Here is a 17,840-nt window from a genome sequence, read left to right as displayed (position 1 = left end):
TTGCGATAGAGCCTGCTAGATAGAAGAGGTGACAGCATGAGACTGTCAAAATAATGCCTGCTATTGGGCAGAAGCCATTAAATGAGATGAGCTGATCCGGACGATCCGGCAAACAGCCTGTATAAATCAACACGCAGCCGCTGGCACGGCTACTGAAATGGAGCGACGTTTTTTTGATATAGTTCTATTATTTTAACACCGACCTAACATCAGCGCAATTTAAACTTTTTAATACCTCTGATAAGAAATGTTTTGCAGTACAGCTTTACAGTAGTGACGTTTAAATTCATCTCTTTTTCGAATAATTATACACTTTTTAAGCCAGAGTACAACTGAATTAAATTGCTGACAGAAGAAAATCGTTCCATGTTCCGCCTACGTTTATCCATAATTCCACCAAATTTTCACTGCTTAAGCCAGCGAAACTTTACTTCTCTATGCATTTGTATACAAAATAGCCTGCAACCCCTTTTTAGGGTCACAGGCTATTTGCACTATTTGACTACTATATTGCATAATTTCACTACAAGAAAATAAAGTTTTTTTCAAAAATATGACCCTGCTGAAGATCAGGTTCGACTTATGCCGTCACACCTTGACCAGAATCAGCCTGTTCGACTTCTTTTTTCGGACGTCTGCCATTCCAGAGGAAGTAAGCAAGCGTCAGCAGAATGGATACACCTGCATAGATGCTAAGAATACCTGCCTGATGCCACATCACATCCAGATTACCACTCGATACTACGGCTTTGAAGCCCATAATGCTGTGTGTCATTGGCAACCAAGGGCTAAATGCCTGAAGCCATGATGGAATCAGTTCTACCGGGAAGGTTCCTGCACTAGCCGCAAGCTGGAAGACCAGAAGCAGAATGACAACATAACGTCCAGGCAGATCCAGCCAGGTTACAAGTGCCTGAACGATCAACATGAAGGTCAGCCCCGTAATAATGGTAAACAGATAGAACAGCCCTACGCTGTGCGTCTCCAGTCCAAGACCATATAACATGAAACTTGCCACGATAACCGATTGGAAAATACTCACGGAGCCAAATACCAGTGTCCGGCTGACAAAACGATTCCAGCCTGTTGCACCAGGTACGGACGTTTCCCGCATTTTCAATACAATCGTGGAAATCAACGATCCCACAAACAGACCGATCGACAGGAAGAACGGTGTCAATCCTGTACCATAATTGCTCACGTTCTCTGCTGTATTCTCCGAGGAGTTTACCGGTTCAGCGAACATGTTCACTACATCATCCGTTTTCTTAACTTCGGATGTTTTCTGTGCGGCATCATTCAGCTTGGTTTCCAATTCACTCGAGCCATCTTTTAGCTCAGTAAGGCCGTCAGCCAGTTTGCCCGCGCCATCACCCAATTGCTTGGAACCATCGGTTAGTGAACTAACGCCACCACTGAGTTTACCTACACCCGTTTGCAAAGCTGTTGTTCCTGAGCCCAGCTGCTTGGCACCATCTGCAAGCAATGTACCGCCACTTGCAGCATCACCCAATTTGCCGCTGAACTGCTTCAGACCATCGGAGAGTTTCGCGCCTCCTTGACTAAGCTGCCCGGCCCCAGCCAGCAATTGCTTCTGACCATCCACCAGTTGGTTCGCACCAGCCAGAAGTTGCTCCTGACCTCCATGAAGCTCGGCTGCACCCGCAGCCAGTTGCTGGTTACCCTGATGCAGCTGATCTGCACCTTGTGCCAGCTTCTGCTCGCTCTCATGCAATTGTGCACTGCCGTCAGCAACAGCCTCACTTGCCGCAAGCAGCTTCTGTACATCCGCATTTTCAGCCAGTTCGGGGTTCGATGCAGCAAGCTGTTTCAATCCGGCGGCTACGCCCTGTGCACCATCAGCCACCTTGGAACTGCCATCTACAGCCGATTGCAGGCCTGTTGCCAGTGTACCGCTGCCCTGAACTGCACTTTGCAGACCATCCGACAGCTTTGCACTGCCCTGTTCTGAAGATTTCAGGCCAGCCTGCAACTTACTTGTGCCATCCAGTGAAGACTGGAGTCCGGTTTCCAACTTGGCGCTGCCATCCTTCAACTGATCTGCTCCGCTCTGAAGCTGGCTCGAAGCAGCTGCATGAAGCTGTTGCAGACCGGATACAAGATTCGATGTTCCACTTTCAAGTTTGGTTGCCCCTGTATGCAGCGCGTTAACACCATCACTTAATGGAGAAAGTCCTTCCTGAAGTTCAAGCGTTCCGGATGCAAGCTTCGCCAGGTTATCCTTGAGCTTAACAGCACCATCATCCAGTTTGCCTGCACCGGTATTCAGTTCACCAGCCCCATCGCCTGCCTCAGCCAAGCCATCCGATACTTCGGAGAACTTGTCGAGCAATGTCTCTGCATAGGATTCCGTTACTTTGGCTGAGACTTTTGCTTTCAGGTCCTTAATAGCGGTCTTACCGATCTGTGCACCGACAAAGCTGTAATTGCCATTCGGTTCATAGATCAGATCAGCCGGCTCCGGCTTGTCATCGAGCAATGTTGTTGCTTGGGATGAGAAGTTCTCCGGAATCGTAATTTGCATATAATATTTGTCATTACTCATGCCTTCTTTAGCTTGACTGGCACTGACAAAATCCCATTTAAAATCGGCATTTTTCTTCAACTCATCCACCAGATCACTACCTACATGGAGGGATTTGCCCTCCAGCTCAGCGCCTTTGTCCAGATTAACAACGGCAACCGGCATCTCATCCACATGACCATACGGGTCCCAATAGGCTGCCAGATAGATGCCACTATACAGGATCGGTATAAACATAATTGCAATAACAGGGATCAACACCTTCGGGTTTCTCACGGCCGATCCCACATCCTTGAAAAACACGGATAAAGATTTCATGTCATTTTCTCCCCTTAATCTCTCTGCTCCATGAGCAGGAATAACCATAATGAAATACAATGTCGCATTCCAGAAAACATACTGAAACACGAAGTGACCACTTTCCTCAAACGGTCACTTTAGGACAAAAAAACAACCTGTCTTCCGACAAGCCTCCCTGCTTGATACGCGTGAAAATCCTTATATTATAGTAGATTAAATTCGGATTACGTTACAGCAGCAATTCCTTCCATTAAGAAAAGGCGAAAGTAAGTCTTGATTTCCTCTTTGCTCAGCGGTTGATGTTGTTTGCTCCAGTCTGAGGTGAGTGCAATATACAGGCGAATCATCATAAATGCGACGACTTGCGGATCACAATCTCGAATCTCTCCATTGTCTTTTGCTTTCTCAAGCTCCTTAGCCAGAAAGTCGGAGATTACTTTCTCCACCTTGTCCAAGCCTTCCTTGGCCTGCAGTGTTCCAAAGTCCTTCAGCTCCTGAGATAACTTAACAAGCAGATCGTGATCACGACGAAACTCCAACAAGGCATCCAGTACCCGAAACAGATTATCGAAAAATGCACTTTCCTGATGTACTTCACGATGCGCGATGTTTTTCATTTCCTGAATCACTTCTACCAGGATCTGATCAAACAATTGTTCCTTATTGGTGAAAAACGTATAGATCGTTCCTTTGCCAACGTTCGCAATCTTGGCGACCTGATCCATCGTCGTTGCTTTGTATCCAAACATGGCAAACGACTGGGCTGCTGCATGAATAACCTGCTGTCTCCTGTCAATCGGAGCCATCTAATCCCTCCTTTAATCACATTCATTGTTCAATCGCTCTACATAAATGACCAGAAATACAATTCGGTCATTCGGTCAAAAACTACAATACCACCTTCGAAAACAGATTGCAACCCTAACATTTTAAAAATTGTGTTAATATTTTTTAACCTAAATGCAGTGGAAACTCCTTCTGTCGTCGTCTATAGTGTAAGATGACTCAGATAATACGTGTATATAATGAAGTTTAGGTTGTCTCATTGTAAGATATATGGTGTAAATATTCATAGAAGAAACATGATTTTGTGCTTCAATGTATATTCATGTAGTAACGCATTCCATAGCTAGAATAAACAATGAATATCTTCTTTTTGAATTAAAACTTATGAATAAAGGTGAACTCATGCGAAAACCAAGAGTGCTCTTATTATCGGAAGGTTTCGGTACCGGTCACACTCAGGCCGCTCATGCGCTGGCACATGGCATCAAAAAAGTCAGTCCACATGTTCACAGTCGTGTCATTGAACTAGGCAAATTTTTGAACCCAACGGTAGCTCCACTAATTTTCTCTGCATATCGAAAGACACTATCGGTTCAACCCAAACTGGTCAGCCTGTTGTACCGCACACAGTACAATAAATCATTAAATGGTTTTACCAAGCTGGCGTTGCACCGAATTTTCTATACACAGACGGCACAGGTCGTATCCCAACTGAAACCCGATGCGGTGATCTGTACCCATCCTTTTCCGAATGCTGTCATCTCCCGGCTCAAACGCCAGGGTCTGAATATCCCGCTCTATACGGTCGTGACGGATTATGACGTGCACGGAACATGGATTAATCCGGAAGTGAACAAATATCTGGTCTCTACCCCTCAGGTCAAAGCATTGCTTGAGATCCGGGGTGTCGATCCCTCCCATATTCAGGTCACGGGAATCCCTGTGCATCCAGACTTCTGGGAAGCAGGAGATAAGGTGAAGCTACGGGAAGAGATGGGGCTTCAGAACATGCCTACAGCGCTACTTATGGGTGGCGGATGGGGACTTTCGTTTGATGAGGATCATATGAAAGCTCTCACGTCTTGGGCAGATCGTGTTCAATTGATCTTCTGTCTAGGAAGCAATGAAAAAATGATCGCAAAAATGAAGGAAATGCCTTGCTTCCAGCATCCGAATATTCGTATTCTGGGATACACACGGGAAGTAAGCAAACTGATGGATGTATCCGATGTGCTGATTACGAAGCCAGGTGGCATGACCTGCACTGAAGCGCTGGCCAAGGGTCTACCGATGTTGTTTATTCCCCCGATTGCAGGTCAAGAGGAAGAGAACTGTGAATACTTTGTACAAGCCGGATACGGCCAGGTCATTCACTCTGCGGACGTGATCACCAATCGTTTCAGACAACTAGTGGAGCAGGCATCTACTCAAACTGAAAGCCCGCTGAACGTAGCGCATATTTCTGGTAACCATTCGGTCTATGATCCGAAGTGCTGTGCTCAAGCTGTTCATGACTTATTGTTTCCGACGACAGCCGAAGTCACAACAACCTCCCTGGAGCGCTTCACAGCCGGAATTACTGCCACGTCCTTGTCAGGTACCAGAATACCATTCTGACGCCTCTATGGACCTATAGAACAGCTCTGACGAGGTGTTATTGGGGACAAGACAATTGCTCACCATATACAAAGAAGGTTCCCTTCCGAATTTTTGGAAGGGAACCTTCTTTTATTTTCACTCATTCCACCGTATGATTTGGCAGAAAAAAGGGTAATTTAGAGTATAACGATATTTTTAAATAACGAAATAAAACTACGATTCAGGCTTTTTCAAGGGCGGTGTGATGCACACACAGTTAACTACCCTGCCTGTTTGCAGAATTTACGGGTCAATTACTTGTAAAAAGTATGATGACCGATCGTTTTTACTTTTTTCTGCGAGCGGGCAACTGTCAGATCGTCGGCAAGCGTCAATGATAAAAAATAATACGTATCATCGGCAACTTCCTTCTTCCCATTCAACGCAGCATTCACTGCTTTGATGCTGTCCTCGTTGGGAACCACACGTTTCATACGTCCGTTCGCTACAGGACTAAACTGGGATTTCTGATAGATGACCTTGTAAATGGTATCGGGAAAATTGGCTGACCGTAGCCGGTTTAAGACAACATTGGCAACTGCCACTTTGCCTTCGTACGGTTCACCTTCCGCTTCTGCCATGACAATTTTTTGTAGCAGATGCAGTTCTTTATCGGACACACTGTATGACCAGGTTGCAAGTTTCGAGTCTTCCTGGTTCAGAAGTTTGGTCCGTGTAAAGTATAGTTTTTGGGGGGGAGTTGTTACAGCAGCGACTTCTTTGGCACGTTTCACTTTGGCCAATTTCAGTGCAGCTTCTTTTTTGGCTTTGGCCGTAGCTACCGCTCTAGCTTTGTTCTTGGCCTTGGCTTCTTGCAGTTCCTGCTCTTCTTGAGCAGTCGTAAGCCAGTTCTTCGCTGGCAGAGATTCAGTCCACGCTACGGTTTGGGCAGACAGATTAGAGGACAGACTTGTCCCATCTTCCATCATGCGCCTCTCTTCTTGCGTAGATGTTTGGTTATTTTGCACAGAAGCCGTAAGTTCGGTCATCTGTTTACTATCACTAGCTTCATTCCACTTCCCCGTCGCCTGAACGACATTTACCCCCACTATACATACAAGCAGCACTGATAACATCGGTGCTACCCAACGATTTTTGCTTATAATGTTCATTCGAAGATTCCTCCTGTCGAAACAATTCCCTTAACTAAGTAACCCAAAAAAAAGAATTTGAATAACGATGGCTAATATTACATAGGGATAAACGTTATGTCAATGTGATTTTATGGCATAAAAATGATTATCAGGAAAAAGTGAACGTATCCACGACCTCATACATTGGCGATTGTCCCAGCCTTGTCACATAAAGTACAATGTCCTCCACCATCCATGAATTAACACCTGGGGAATGTTCCGGAAGCACTCCAGATACCCCTTTATTTTCATTACCTGGAAGCTGTCCCAGATATTTTCTGGCAATGGTAATGTGGGGAGCATAAGGTCTTAATTCAGCTTCATACCCAAGGGGCGAAGTCGCCTGCACGATTTGTTTTTGCAATGAAAACAAGTGCTCTAGCTCTCCGCTAACACCTTTCCAAAGCACCTTAGGTGCTTCTTCAAGTCCAAATGTGCCCCAGTCGGAAAGCTGAAGTTCAAACGGCTGAAATCCGCTTGCTGCTGAGCGCAATGCTTTTCGCAGGTGCCCGATGTCACTAACTAACGTATCCCCCAGAAATTGCAAGGTTATATGATAATCTCTATGATCTGTCCATTTACGAAAATCTAGCTTGTTCTGTACAAGCCTCACATCCATCTGAAGAGACTGCTGAACAGCAACAGGAAGACGAATGGCTACAAACAATCTTTCCCGTCGGGATGAATGATCCTGATGTGATTGGTTATTCATTGCATACACCTCTCTAAAGTTCGCTCTATTATTTCATAACTATACATATCGTTTCAAGTTGGGTAAGTATAGAGTGACACAAATATAACCATTTGCAAATAAGGCTAGATTCCTGCATTTCCCACCTTAATGCACATCCAACACCAAATCTGATACACTTTAATTATCAAACTCATCAAACTATTTATCTCAGGAGGACCACACATTATGGGTAAAATTGTATGTTTTCCATCTCTATCCGAAGAACAGCAACAACGCATTCGGAATGCTGCACCGGGATACACCCTGAAATTCGGAAAAGCCAAGGAATTGGACCCCGCTGAGTTGAAAAAAGCTGAGATTATTCTCGGCTGGTCCCCACTCGTCACAGAACATGCATTGAAACAGGACAGCCTGTTGAAGTGGGTTCAGGTCTGGTCTGCTGGTGTGGACAATCTCCCCTTCGCAGATTTGCAACAAAAGAACGTTCAGATCACCAGTGCAAATGGAGTTCACGCGATTCCAATCACCGAAATTATTCTGGGCATGATGTTATCCCACAGTCGCTGGCTGAGACAAGCTATGCTGCATCAACAGCAGGCCGAATGGAAAGCTCCTGCCAAACCACTGCCGGAACTGCATGGCAAAACAGCGGTCATCGTTGGTGTAGGTGAGATCGGTACGGAAACAGCCCGTATTCTCAAAGCACTCGGCATGCGCACGATCGGAGTTCGCCGCTCAGGTAAGGATGTCCCCAATGTGGACCAAATGTACGACATGACCGGTTTACATGAAGCCTTGAGCCAGGGCGATTATGTAATTAACATTTTACCGCTAACCGATGAAACCAAACATATATATGATCAAACTGCATTTGAGCAGTTCCGATCCGGTGCCTGCTTCGTCAATGTGGGCCGTGGCCCCAGTGTGAAAACGGAAGCGTTGCTGAATGCACTCCAAAACGGCCAAGTTGCCTTCGCCGCACTGGACGTGTTCGAAGAAGAACCTCTTCCGGCAGACCACCCGCTATGGGGCATGGACAACGTGTTAATTACGCCTCATATCGCAGGAAGTACAGAGCAATACGCGGATCGAGCAGTCGATATTTTCGTCAAAAATCTGGAAGCTTACGTCGCTGGCGATACCCTGCCGGTGAACCTTGTGGATTATAGTCATAAATATTAACACAAACACCCGTTCCCATGCAATATTGTGCAAATCAGATCAACGATATCAATGGATATGTACGCAATAAAAAACGCTACCTCTGGGAAATCTAAATTCCCTTAGAGGTAGCGTTTTTGTTTTTTTACGCTTACATACACAGCCAAATATGACGTATAAACGTGCCTTTGTGTACTGTTCGGTACTCTTTTACAGCCCATCCCGCTTCCAACAAGTGCTCTTCTACCCACTCTGTGGAAACAATCACCGCCCGTTTTGCCAATCTGCGCAAACTCTCCAGCATGGCTCGTTGCTCAGCATCCGGAAGTACAGAGCAGAGATTATAGGGCATGTCCAGAATTGCCGCATCATACAAATCTTGCAGTTCATTCATATCCCCAAGTGTGATTCGATCTGAATCATATCCATAATGCGGCAGATTGATTCGCGCACCTCGGACAGCCAGCGGATTGAGATCGTTACCTTTTGCATCAATTCCCATGGATAAAGCCTCAATCACAACCGTTCCCATACCACAGCATGGATCAAGCAATCGATGATTTTCTACTCTCGGAACAGCAATATTAACCAGCGCTCTCGCAAGCGTGATGCCAAATCCAGTTGAGTAATTTTGCGGCTTCTGCCGATGAATCTGCCATGATCGATCCGCTTCTGTCCACTGGCCCAAGATCCATTTTTCTCCTGTTCGGATTAGGCCGAAAGTCACCTTAGGTTGTTTCATCTGTGCCTTGCCTTTAATGCACATGCCAACTTCTTTTTCCAGTTGACGAGACTGTGCATAATCAGGGGCTTGATCCCCTTCTTTTAGACAAACTACCTTAAATGTCTCTTCTGGCAACAGAGAAATATCTCTGGCAATAGGAAGCAGATCAGTCACGCTGCTCCCTTCGCCGATCACGTCCAGTCTGCCATGGATAAAAGGACTGCGTCCAGGTGGAATACATCGTTCAGACCACACATACGACCCCATATCCATACGGATCTCCGAACTCGGTTCAAGTAGCGTATTCAGCTCCAGCATGCATAATTCTTGCTCATTCTCGTGGCAAGCAAAGGTATAGAGGTGTTTCCCAGAAGTAGCGTACATACCAAGTGTTTCATCAGGCAAAATCCCCCTCTCCTTCCTTCATTAATCATGTTTCTTCTATATAAACAGTAAGCTCATTGAAGACATATCAAATACGACTCATACGTTTGCTTTCAGGTAGTCATTGTATACAATGTTAGGCCCCTAGACAACTATCCATTTCCTTGCACGTATCTATTTGGACAGAAAAAAAGTAAGGTGTTCCCATTGTTGAGGAACGCCTTACTTTTTTTCGAGATTATAACACTGGAAATCTAATCGTTCTTGCCAGTAAACGTTATAGGCCAACAGCTCATATATCATACTGCTTTCTCACCATTAGCCGCCTGCGTGATTCCAGCTTCTTCTATTATAAGAAGATTATATTTTTAATTTTTCAATAGATGTAAGCAAATCTTCGGATAATCCTTTCAGACTTTGAATGTTGCCGCTAATCGTCTCCATGGAACTTACCTGTTCTTCCGCCGATGCAGAAACTTCTTCCACACTCGCTGCCGATTGTTCCGAAACAGCGGAAATCTGCTGACTGAAATCATTCATTCTTCCGCTTGCTTCCTGCATGCCTGCCAGTCCATCTGTCATAGTACTGATGACACCAACCATGCCTTCCACCGATTCGTTAATTGTACGGAAGAGTTGACCTGAAGTAAGCACATGTTCCTGACCCAGTTCGGTCTCCTGAACGTTCGTACGTAATTCCGCAACCACCCCTTGTGACTCCTGCTGAATATCCTCGGTAATCGCCGTGATCTCTTCAACCGAAGTCTGCACAGCCTCAGATAACTTCCTCACTTCTGATGCCACTACGGCGAATCCGCGTCCACTCTCTCCCGCACGCGCTGCCTCAATGGAGGCATTTAATGCCAGCAGATTGGTTTGGCGTGCAATGTCATGAATGACCTGAACCAGCTTGGAAATATCTTCATTTTTACGATTCAATCGTTCCATCTTGTTCATTGAAGCAGAGACCGAACCGGAAATCTGTTGCATCTGCTGCACGGATTGTTCCATCACCTTGCGACCATTCAACCCTTGCTCCAGTACAAGATCCGACATGACGCGTAGCTGGCTACCTTGTTCCGTATGATTCTGAATGTGATCATTCAACACTTCAACCGTACGGGCTGATTCCACGGCTGTCTCTGCCTGGCTCTCTGCGGCCTTGGCTGACTCTTCCATGGTCACAGCAATCTGGCGACTACCAATCTTAACCTCTTCTGAGGATATTGCCAGTTCCCCACTTTGTAGATTAACAGCTTCCGCAATTCGTCTAACGCTCAGAACCATGGAAGTCAGGTTACCTTTCATGTCATTCACCGCTTTGGCCAGAACACCAACTTCATCCTCATGTTTGGTATGTATGTCCTGAACATTCAATTGGCCTTCTGCAATCAGTTTCACCGCACTAATGACACGTAGCAGTGGTTTCACGACCTGTGAACGAATAATCGGAATGCTGATCGCTGTAATGGCAATCATGACAAGAACACCAATAATGATGATTAATCTACCATCTTGCACTGATCTGATCGTTTGGGCCGCCGCAAGATTGGATTGTTCCTGATTGTATTCCACAAGATAATCAAGATCGACTTGCATGGTGTCAAAGGAATCAGCACCTTTATCAGCTACTTCCTTCGCCAGCTGTGTCTGACCCTCATCACTCAGCTTGATCGATTGCGTATTAATCTTGAGATACGCTTCCCATTTGTTCTTGAACGCATTCCAGTGTTCGAGCTCTTCCGCAGACTTCTCCTGCTGATCATAGATTTTAATCGCCTGCGTCGTTTCACGAATATACTTGGTACGCTCTTCTGACAAAAATACCTTGTCTGTTTCTTCCGCGTCAAAGTGACGATAACTTAGTGACAGGACATGCTCTGTAGTATAATTTAACCGGTTAATTTGCTGGATTGATGGCATCCAATTGTTCGTAATTTCATTAGTGTTGGTTTCAATTGAATTCATCCGGGTGACAATCGTGACACTCAAAATAATTAAACAGAGGATTAACAAGTAGAACGCGATGCTGATACGCAGACCGATACTCTTGATCTTGAATCTGCTGAACATATGATTTCCCCCTTGACCTCTTCGGTCATCCCGAATTCAGGTGCTTATGTCATTGTTTTCCCCTTCTTTTGACCTCTTGTCAAAAGAACTTCTCTATATTATATCGATAGGAAAATAGACGTAAAGTATTATAACATTATTTTGTCATTAAGATGCTTGGTTTTGTAAAAAATTGTTGAATCTTGACAAAGTCCAAACCGAAGAGCTGCAGCATACGGTAAAGTCCCGATCTGCAGCTCTTCGGTTTGTTCGGATTTCAACGGCTAACATCATAAAATGATCAGCCTAGTTCAGTATTGCTGTCTTATGCTCAGCCAGCAATCGATATGAATCCAACCTGCGCTCATAATCTGGTCCTGCCGTAACCAGAAGCAACCTCTCCGTATCCAGCCTGCGACTCACCTGTTGCAATCGAGCCCATACCTGCTCAGGTGTACCTGCATAGTGCCGTACCGATTCATTTTGATCACTAACGGCTTCATCATTCGTGTCAGAGCCCGCGATACCGCTTGAATTCGACTCGGTTGAATGTTCTTTCCCATCCAGCTTGCGCCTCTCCGCCATGTCACGACTCCAGGCCATAGCATCCGTCTCTGACTCGGCACACAATACGCTCACTGCCACCATAACCTCAGGCTCCTTCATCGTTGCACTAGGCATAAATCCTTCTCGGTATCGCCTTACAGCCTCTGTACCATCTGCATCACTCATGAATTGACCAAAGACATATCCCATGCCAAACCGTGCCGCAAATTCTGCACTCTTCACGTTAGTTCCCAACATCCAGAGTGATAACGGAAGCTTGGGAATCGGACGAGCTGTCACGGAATGATCCTCGTACAGGTAGCGGTCTTCTAGTAGTTCTGTGAGTGCTGCGAGCGATTCAGGCAGCTTGGACACATGCTGCAAGTAATTGCCACTGAGTGCCATCGTGGCATGAGGTCCACCGCCAGGAGCACGTCCGAGCCCAAGCTCAATGCGCCCCGGATAGAGCGCAGCCAGCAGGCGGAACGACTCCGCAACCTTGAGTGGGCTATAGTGTGGCAACAAGACCGCACCAGAGCCAAGTTGGATCGTTGTTGTCCTTGCTCCGATGTGCGATAACAGTACTTCGGGAGAGGCCGATGCCAGTTCAGCCATATCATGATGCTCAGACGTCCAGTATCGGGCGTATCCCCAAGCCTCGGCATGTTGCGCAAGTGTCACCGATTGGTGAAGCGCCTGTTCCGCTGTGGCATCGTTTAACCTTGGCACAAGGTCAAGTACGCCCAGACTGAACGTCTCACTCATTCGCTTAGCCACGCGTCTCATCTCCCTTTATATCGGTTAATTTTAATCCAAATCGTAGATCGAACCCACCTTCAGACCGTAGAGTTCATTATATATTTTCTCGGCAAATGCATCCGTCATTCCTGCGATATAATCGATCACCATGTGTTCCCAAGTCCAGATCGGCTGGGCTTTGGCTTGATCCTTCTCATACCGCTGCAGCCAGTCGGATGGAATAATGGATTTGGACGTTTCCGGATCGAGGAATGCATCCCATAATCGCTTAATCATCCACTCACTTCGCTTCTGTAGCCGCTGCACACGCAGGTCACGAATCATGGTCACCCAGGCAAAACTCTTGAGCACACTCACCGTACGCAGCATGTCGAGGTCTTCAGCCCCTTCACGGACAAAGGTTACCTTCTTCCAGTCACCGTCGTCAATAACGCCCAGACTGCCTACAAAAAAGCTCACCCAGTAGGCTTTCACCTCACGGCGGGTACGCGAGTAATCATGCTCGCAGAACGGCATCTTTTCATTCCAGATGCGCAGGAACGAAGCGAGGACCTCTTCTACCTTTTGCCCAATCGCTTCTCGGGTCCATCCGTTCCAGAACAGATCCTCCAGCGTTGTAATTTTATCCACAATCAGTCGATTCACATGCGGATCTTGCAGGAAATGCTCATGTACTTCAATTTTGCCTGCTTTGATGCCATCCTCCAAGTCATGTGAGGAGTACGCAATATCGTCGCAAAGGTCCATCAGCTGTGCTTCCAGCGTCTTCTTGCCCGCCGGTACGTTCCAGCGATCACGGATCTCCCGAATATATTGCCACTCATGATGATACATGCCTTTTTTGCTCTCTGTCCCAGGGTACGGATACTTGTTTATCCCTAGTAATACCGCATCAGACAGATTCAGTCCATCGATATCTTCACGTTTCTCCAAGTGCATAATGAGACGGAAGTTGTGCGCATTGCCTTCAAAATGCTCGTATTTCCGTTTTAACTCGGCACGGACTTCAGACTCGACCTTGGGAACTTTGGCGTTGCGGCTTTTTTTCATGATTTTCTTAGCCTCGGTGTTGATGAGGTCATCCAGAATACCATCTAATACTTCTTCACCTTTATGTCCAAACGGCGGGTGACCAAAATCATGTGCGATTGCAGCGCACTCCACCACTTCTGAATCAATAATAAGGCCGGGGTTGTCCGCGCGGTCCCAGTCCACCTCAGGAAAACGGCGAATCAAACTTCGGGCAGCCTCTCGGGCAATCTGTGCCACCTCCAGGGAATGGGTCAAGCGAGTACGATAATAATCACCCGTTCCTGCGCCAAACACCTGCGATTTGCCCTGTAGCCGACGGAAGGTCGGTGAATGAATGAGTCTCGAATAGTCCCGTTCATACGCTGCACGAGATCCATCCAATTTGGTTAATTCAGGATATTGTCTATGTTCTCTCAGATCGTTCCATTGCATGGGGATCACTCCTAGCCGACTGTCTCTATTTTGAGTGATTATACACAACATCTGTGGTTTCGAAAAGTAAAACCTGTCTGCGATTGTCATCTCTTCTTACATCAACTTGTAATGAACAGTCATCTTCTCTTATTATACCCTGCCAGACTATCATCCGTGCATCTAAATGATAATGATTAAAAATTGAACTCATTATTCACATATGCTCGCTCCCATAGCAGAACAACCATAAGTACTCACTGTGACACCAGGTAGCCGTTCCGGTTACGGATCGTTCTTCTGATCGCTGTTGTCTCCAGGTTTTCTGAATTCCCTTTATTAAGGGAAAAACCCGGAGACAAAGGCGAGCGCTTCGCTTCTTCAGAATCGATTCCGTCCCCTTCACTACTTTTGCGTCCTTAAATTACATAATGGTATTCATCATCCAGCTCGCTAAAATCGAGTGAAAATCAAGTTCAATTTAGAAAATATCATCATTTGTTTCAATGATAGTATGCCTCCCCTGCACCCTCCCCGTTGTGGGTAAAAAACAAAAACCGACAGGACGGAAATGCCCTGTCGGATGAATATGGTGGATGCAGCGTTGCGATTTAGCTACTAAACTTAATGTTCACGCAGTCTACTCTTGAAGCTACATGAACTTTTGCATCAAGGATATTATCGCACCCTTGTACGAAGGATTTTCACACCATCACCTTACAGATATCGTTGGTGAACTCTACTGGATCTTGAATTGGCAATCCTTCGATTAACAATGCCTGGTGGTATAAGAGGCTAGTGTAGAGGTTCAGTTTTTCCTGATCCTGCGCGAAAGCGTCTTTCAACGATTTGAATACATCGTGATTCACGTTGATTTCCAGCACTTTGTCGGCTTGTACGTTTTCGCTATTCGGCATAGCTTTCAGGATTTTCTCCATCTCAATCGTCAGCTCACCTTCAGTGGACAAACATACCGGGTGGCTTCTGAGACGTTTGGAAGCTTTAACCGCTTTAACTTTACCCGCTAATTGAGCTTGCATTGCTTCAAACAACTCTTTGTTGTCGTTGTCCTGAGCGTCCGTTTCTTCTTTGTCTGCGCTATCTTCGATGCCCAGGTCACCACTGGAGATGGATTTGAATTCTTTCTCCTTGTAGTTCGTGATCATCTTGATTGCGAACTCGTCGATGTCATCGGTAAAGTACAATACTTCGTACCCTTTCTCAAGAACACCCTCGATCTGTGGCAGCTTCTCAATACGGCTAATGGACTCACCAGATGCATAGTAGATGTACTTCTGATCTTCCGGCATTCTGGAGACGTATTCGTCCAGGCTCACGAGTTTACTCTCTTTGGAAGACGTGAACAACAGCAGATCCTGCAATGTATCCTTGTTCACACCATAATCGCTGTATACGCCATATTTCAACTGACGTCCAAACGCTTGGTAGAACTTCTCGTAGTTCTCACGCTCGTCCTTCAATAGGCTTTGCAGTTGACTCTTGATTTTGTTCTTAATGTTCTTCGCGATCAGGCTAAGCTGACGGTCATGTTGCAACATCTCACGGGAGATGTTCAGGGACAGATCTTCGGAATCCACCATACCTTTGACAAATCCAAAGTAATCTGGCAACAGATCCCCGCATTTATCCATGATCAATACACCGTTGGAGTAAAGCTCGAGGCCTTTTTCATACTCTTTGGTATAGTAATCAAACGGCGTATTTTCCGGAATGAACAGGATTGCATTGTATACCACAGCGCCATCTGCGCTAATATGCAAGTGTTTAAGCGGTTTGTCAAAACCGTAGCGTTTTTCCATATAGAAGTTATTGTAGTCTTCTTCAGTCAATTCGCTTTTATTTTTACGCCAGATCGGCACCATGCTGTTCACGGTTTGTTCTTCTTGGTATTCCTCGAACTCGTTCTCCGTGCCCTCTTTTGGACGTTGACCCGTTACATCCATCTTGATCGGGTAGCGAATGAAGTCGGAGTATTTCTTGATGATGGATCTCAGGCGGTACTCTTCCAAAAATTCGTCATACGAATCTTCTTCGGTATTTTCTTTGATCGTCAGGACGATCTCTGTACCTACGGAGTCTTTCTCAGCTGGTGTGATCGTGTAACCATCCGCGCCTTCGGACTCCCATTTCCAAGCCTCGTCGCTGCCCAGCGTTTTACTCGTTACGGCCAGCTTGTCCGCCACCATAAATGCCGAGTAGAAACCAACCCCGAATTGTCCAATGATGTTGTGGCCGTCTTTTGCTTCATTTTCTTTCTTGAACGCCAGGGAACCACTCTTCGCGATAACCCCCAGGTTGTTCTCCAGCTCTTCCTGCGTCATCCCGATTCCGGTATCCGTCAGTGTGAGCGTGCGGTTTTCTTTGTCAATCGTAAGCTTGATGAAGTAGTCCTCTTTGTTGAAAACGAGCGAATCGTCCGTAAGTGCTCTGTAATAAATTTTATCAATGGCGTCACTGGAGTTGGAGATCAATTCTCTCAAAAAGATTTCTCTTTGGGTGTAAATGGAGTTGATCATCATATCCAGCAAACGTTTGGATTCTGCCTGGAATTCTTTTTTAGCCATGAGTGGTTGGACTCCTTTCAAATTGGGATATCGAATGATTTGATTGAAAATAGAAAGTAACTGAGATAATCCTGCGGCCATTAGTAGACTCAAAAACCTTTGATCGCTCTAGTCCACAGATATTGTGATTCACTTCTAACTGGCTCATTGTAAAAATAAGTGCACGACGTTCTGCAATGTAGCCGTTGCGGTTACGAATCGTTTTTCGGATCGCTGTTATCCCCATATTTCTTTGATTCCCTTTTTAAAAGGGAGAAATCCGGTGATAGCGTATGCTTCCGTAGCAGCTTTCTTTCAGAAAGCTTTTAGGCGAACGCTCTGCTTCCTCCAAATCGATTTCGTCCCCTGCACTACTTTTGCATCTGATCAGCGACTGATTTTTTAGGATAAAGGACATCAATGAAGTGATATCTCTTAAACGTGGAATCTTGCTTCAAGTCTGTTGCATACCTTGGCTTCGCATGTTCTACTCAGGTTCAATATCTATTTCCCAAAACAGAATCATTCCATATGTAAGCGTGTATTGAAAACATCATTTGTTAGCACTCTAATGATCGGAGTGCTAAACCCTTCCTTTTATATAACATATGGGAAAATTGGGTGTCAATACGTAAGCGCTTATTTTAACAAAAAGATCGAATAACTCTTTAACTTTTGCACATCACCAATCATTTTACCGTAATCCCGCAGGTAAAACAAAAGCCGACTCGAACCAGAGTTCGAATCGGCATGGGGAAAGATTTTATTGTGTCTGTTGATATAGTAGATAGCGTTAAAACATATTCATTTAATGTACCTTGGAGTATCCTCGGTCTTACTGTGTTGAGACTGATGTAGGTTATATGGGTACTTTGGTATGTTGGTACCTTGGTATTGTGGTTGCTTGAATGTCTTGAGCAGTATGACAGTCACGCGCTAACGAATCTCAGAGGCGTTAATTGGCCTTTTTGGGAGGTTTTTGTAAGCTAACGAATCGTAGACACGCTATTTCTCGACTTTAGCCAACCTTTTGAAACTTTTGGCAGGTTTTTCACAAAATAGAGTGTGTGAGGTTCGTTGCTATGAACGTTTTTGTCAAGTCCATCACAAA

The 17,840-nt window shown here is 45.6% G+C and carries 11 protein-coding genes; 2 read left to right on the top strand and 9 right to left on the bottom strand.

Annotation, left to right across the window (positions count from 1 at the left end; translation table 11 throughout):
- Nucleotides 1-580: 580 nt before the first annotated feature.
- A complete protein-coding gene (locus MHH25_RS06605) occupies nucleotides 581-2,863 on the bottom strand; it encodes a YhgE/Pip domain-containing protein (RefSeq protein WP_340019540.1) in 2,283 nt (760 codons plus the stop codon).
- 206 nt (nucleotides 2,864-3,069) lie between these two features.
- A complete protein-coding gene (locus tag MHH25_RS06600; protein ID WP_036611349.1) occupies nucleotides 3,070-3,651 on the bottom strand; it encodes a TetR/AcrR family transcriptional regulator in 582 nt (193 codons plus the stop codon).
- 382 nt (nucleotides 3,652-4,033) lie between these two features.
- On the opposite strand from MHH25_RS06600, the gene MHH25_RS06595 reads away from it, so the two are divergent.
- Nucleotides 4,034-5,248 (top strand): glycosyltransferase, encoded by a 1,215-nt coding sequence (locus MHH25_RS06595; RefSeq protein WP_340019539.1) that lies wholly within the window; start codon nucleotides 4,034-4,036, stop codon nucleotides 5,246-5,248.
- A 275-nt stretch (nucleotides 5,249-5,523) separates the two neighbouring features.
- Here the strand turns inward: MHH25_RS06595 and MHH25_RS06590 are convergent, their stop codons facing one another.
- A complete protein-coding gene (locus tag MHH25_RS06590) occupies nucleotides 5,524-6,381 on the bottom strand; it encodes a cell wall hydrolase (protein ID WP_340019538.1) in 858 nt (285 codons plus the stop codon).
- Between the two features lie 130 nt (nucleotides 6,382-6,511).
- Nucleotides 6,512-7,114 (bottom strand): RNA 2',3'-cyclic phosphodiesterase, encoded by a 603-nt coding sequence (gene thpR / locus MHH25_RS06585; RefSeq protein WP_340019537.1) that lies wholly within the window; start codon nucleotides 7,112-7,114, stop codon nucleotides 6,512-6,514.
- A gap of 207 nt (nucleotides 7,115-7,321) precedes the next feature.
- Between thpR and MHH25_RS06580 the strand changes: the two genes are divergently transcribed.
- Nucleotides 7,322-8,278, top strand: a complete 957-nt coding sequence (locus MHH25_RS06580) for a D-2-hydroxyacid dehydrogenase (protein WP_340019536.1) — start codon at nucleotides 7,322-7,324, stop codon at nucleotides 8,276-8,278.
- A 130-nt stretch (nucleotides 8,279-8,408) separates the two neighbouring features.
- Here the strand turns inward: MHH25_RS06580 and MHH25_RS06575 are convergent, their stop codons facing one another.
- The 5 genes from MHH25_RS06575 to htpG form a co-directional block, all read right to left on the bottom strand.
- Entirely contained in the window at nucleotides 8,409-9,386 is a 978-nt protein-coding gene (locus MHH25_RS06575) for an RNA methyltransferase (protein WP_340019535.1), read from the bottom strand.
- A 339-nt stretch (nucleotides 9,387-9,725) separates the two neighbouring features.
- Nucleotides 9,726-11,438: a methyl-accepting chemotaxis protein gene (locus MHH25_RS06570; protein WP_340019534.1), complete on the bottom strand. Its 1,713-nt coding sequence runs from the start codon at nucleotides 11,436-11,438 to the stop codon at nucleotides 9,726-9,728.
- A 285-nt stretch (nucleotides 11,439-11,723) separates the two neighbouring features.
- Entirely contained in the window at nucleotides 11,724-12,728 is a 1,005-nt protein-coding gene (locus MHH25_RS06565; RefSeq protein WP_340020461.1) for an MsnO8 family LLM class oxidoreductase, read from the bottom strand.
- 42 nt (nucleotides 12,729-12,770) lie between these two features.
- Complete coding sequence (gene dgt, locus MHH25_RS06560) at nucleotides 12,771-14,186, bottom strand: dGTP triphosphohydrolase (protein ID WP_036668883.1); 1,416 nt, start codon at nucleotides 14,184-14,186, stop codon at nucleotides 12,771-12,773.
- Between the two features lie 683 nt (nucleotides 14,187-14,869).
- Nucleotides 14,870-16,750 carry a molecular chaperone HtpG gene (gene htpG / locus MHH25_RS06555; RefSeq protein ID WP_340019533.1) on the bottom strand — a complete coding sequence of 627 codons (1,881 nt, stop codon included), beginning with the start codon at nucleotides 16,748-16,750 and terminating at the stop codon, nucleotides 14,870-14,872.
- Nucleotides 16,751-17,840 lie beyond the last annotated feature (1,090 nt).

It is taken from the genome of Paenibacillus sp. FSL H3-0457 (assembly GCF_037981725.1).
GTDB lineage: Bacteria > Bacillota > Bacilli > Paenibacillales > Paenibacillaceae > Paenibacillus > Paenibacillus amylolyticus.
Note: the sequence above shows the minus strand (reverse complement) of the source record. Positions and strands in the feature narration are given on the sequence as shown.

Bases quoted from the DNA above. Each gene is read 5' to 3' on its own strand.
- htpG (WP_340019533.1), bottom strand. From the start codon at position 16,750: ATGGCTAAAAAAGAATTCCAGGCAGAATCCAAACGTTTGCTGGATATG.
- MHH25_RS06590 (WP_340019538.1), bottom strand. From the start codon at position 6,381: ATGAACATTATAAGCAAAAATCGTTGGGTAGCACCGATGTTATCAGTG.
- MHH25_RS06595 (WP_340019539.1), top strand. From the start codon at position 4,034: ATGCGAAAACCAAGAGTGCTCTTATTATCGGAAGGTTTCGGTACCGGT.
- MHH25_RS06605 (WP_340019540.1), bottom strand. From the start codon at position 2,863: ATGAAATCTTTATCCGTGTTTTTCAAGGATGTGGGATCGGCCGTGAGA.
- thpR (WP_340019537.1), bottom strand. From the start codon at position 7,114: ATGAATAACCAATCACATCAGGATCATTCATCCCGACGGGAAAGATTG.
- MHH25_RS06580 (WP_340019536.1), top strand. From the start codon at position 7,322: ATGGGTAAAATTGTATGTTTTCCATCTCTATCCGAAGAACAGCAACAA.
- MHH25_RS06565 (WP_340020461.1), bottom strand. From the start codon at position 12,728: ATGAGTGAGACGTTCAGTCTGGGCGTACTTGACCTTGTGCCAAGGTTA.
- MHH25_RS06600 (WP_036611349.1), bottom strand. From the start codon at position 3,651: ATGGCTCCGATTGACAGGAGACAGCAGGTTATTCATGCAGCAGCCCAG.
- MHH25_RS06570 (WP_340019534.1), bottom strand. From the start codon at position 11,438: ATGTTCAGCAGATTCAAGATCAAGAGTATCGGTCTGCGTATCAGCATC.
- dgt (WP_036668883.1), bottom strand. From the start codon at position 14,186: ATGCAATGGAACGATCTGAGAGAACATAGACAATATCCTGAATTAACC.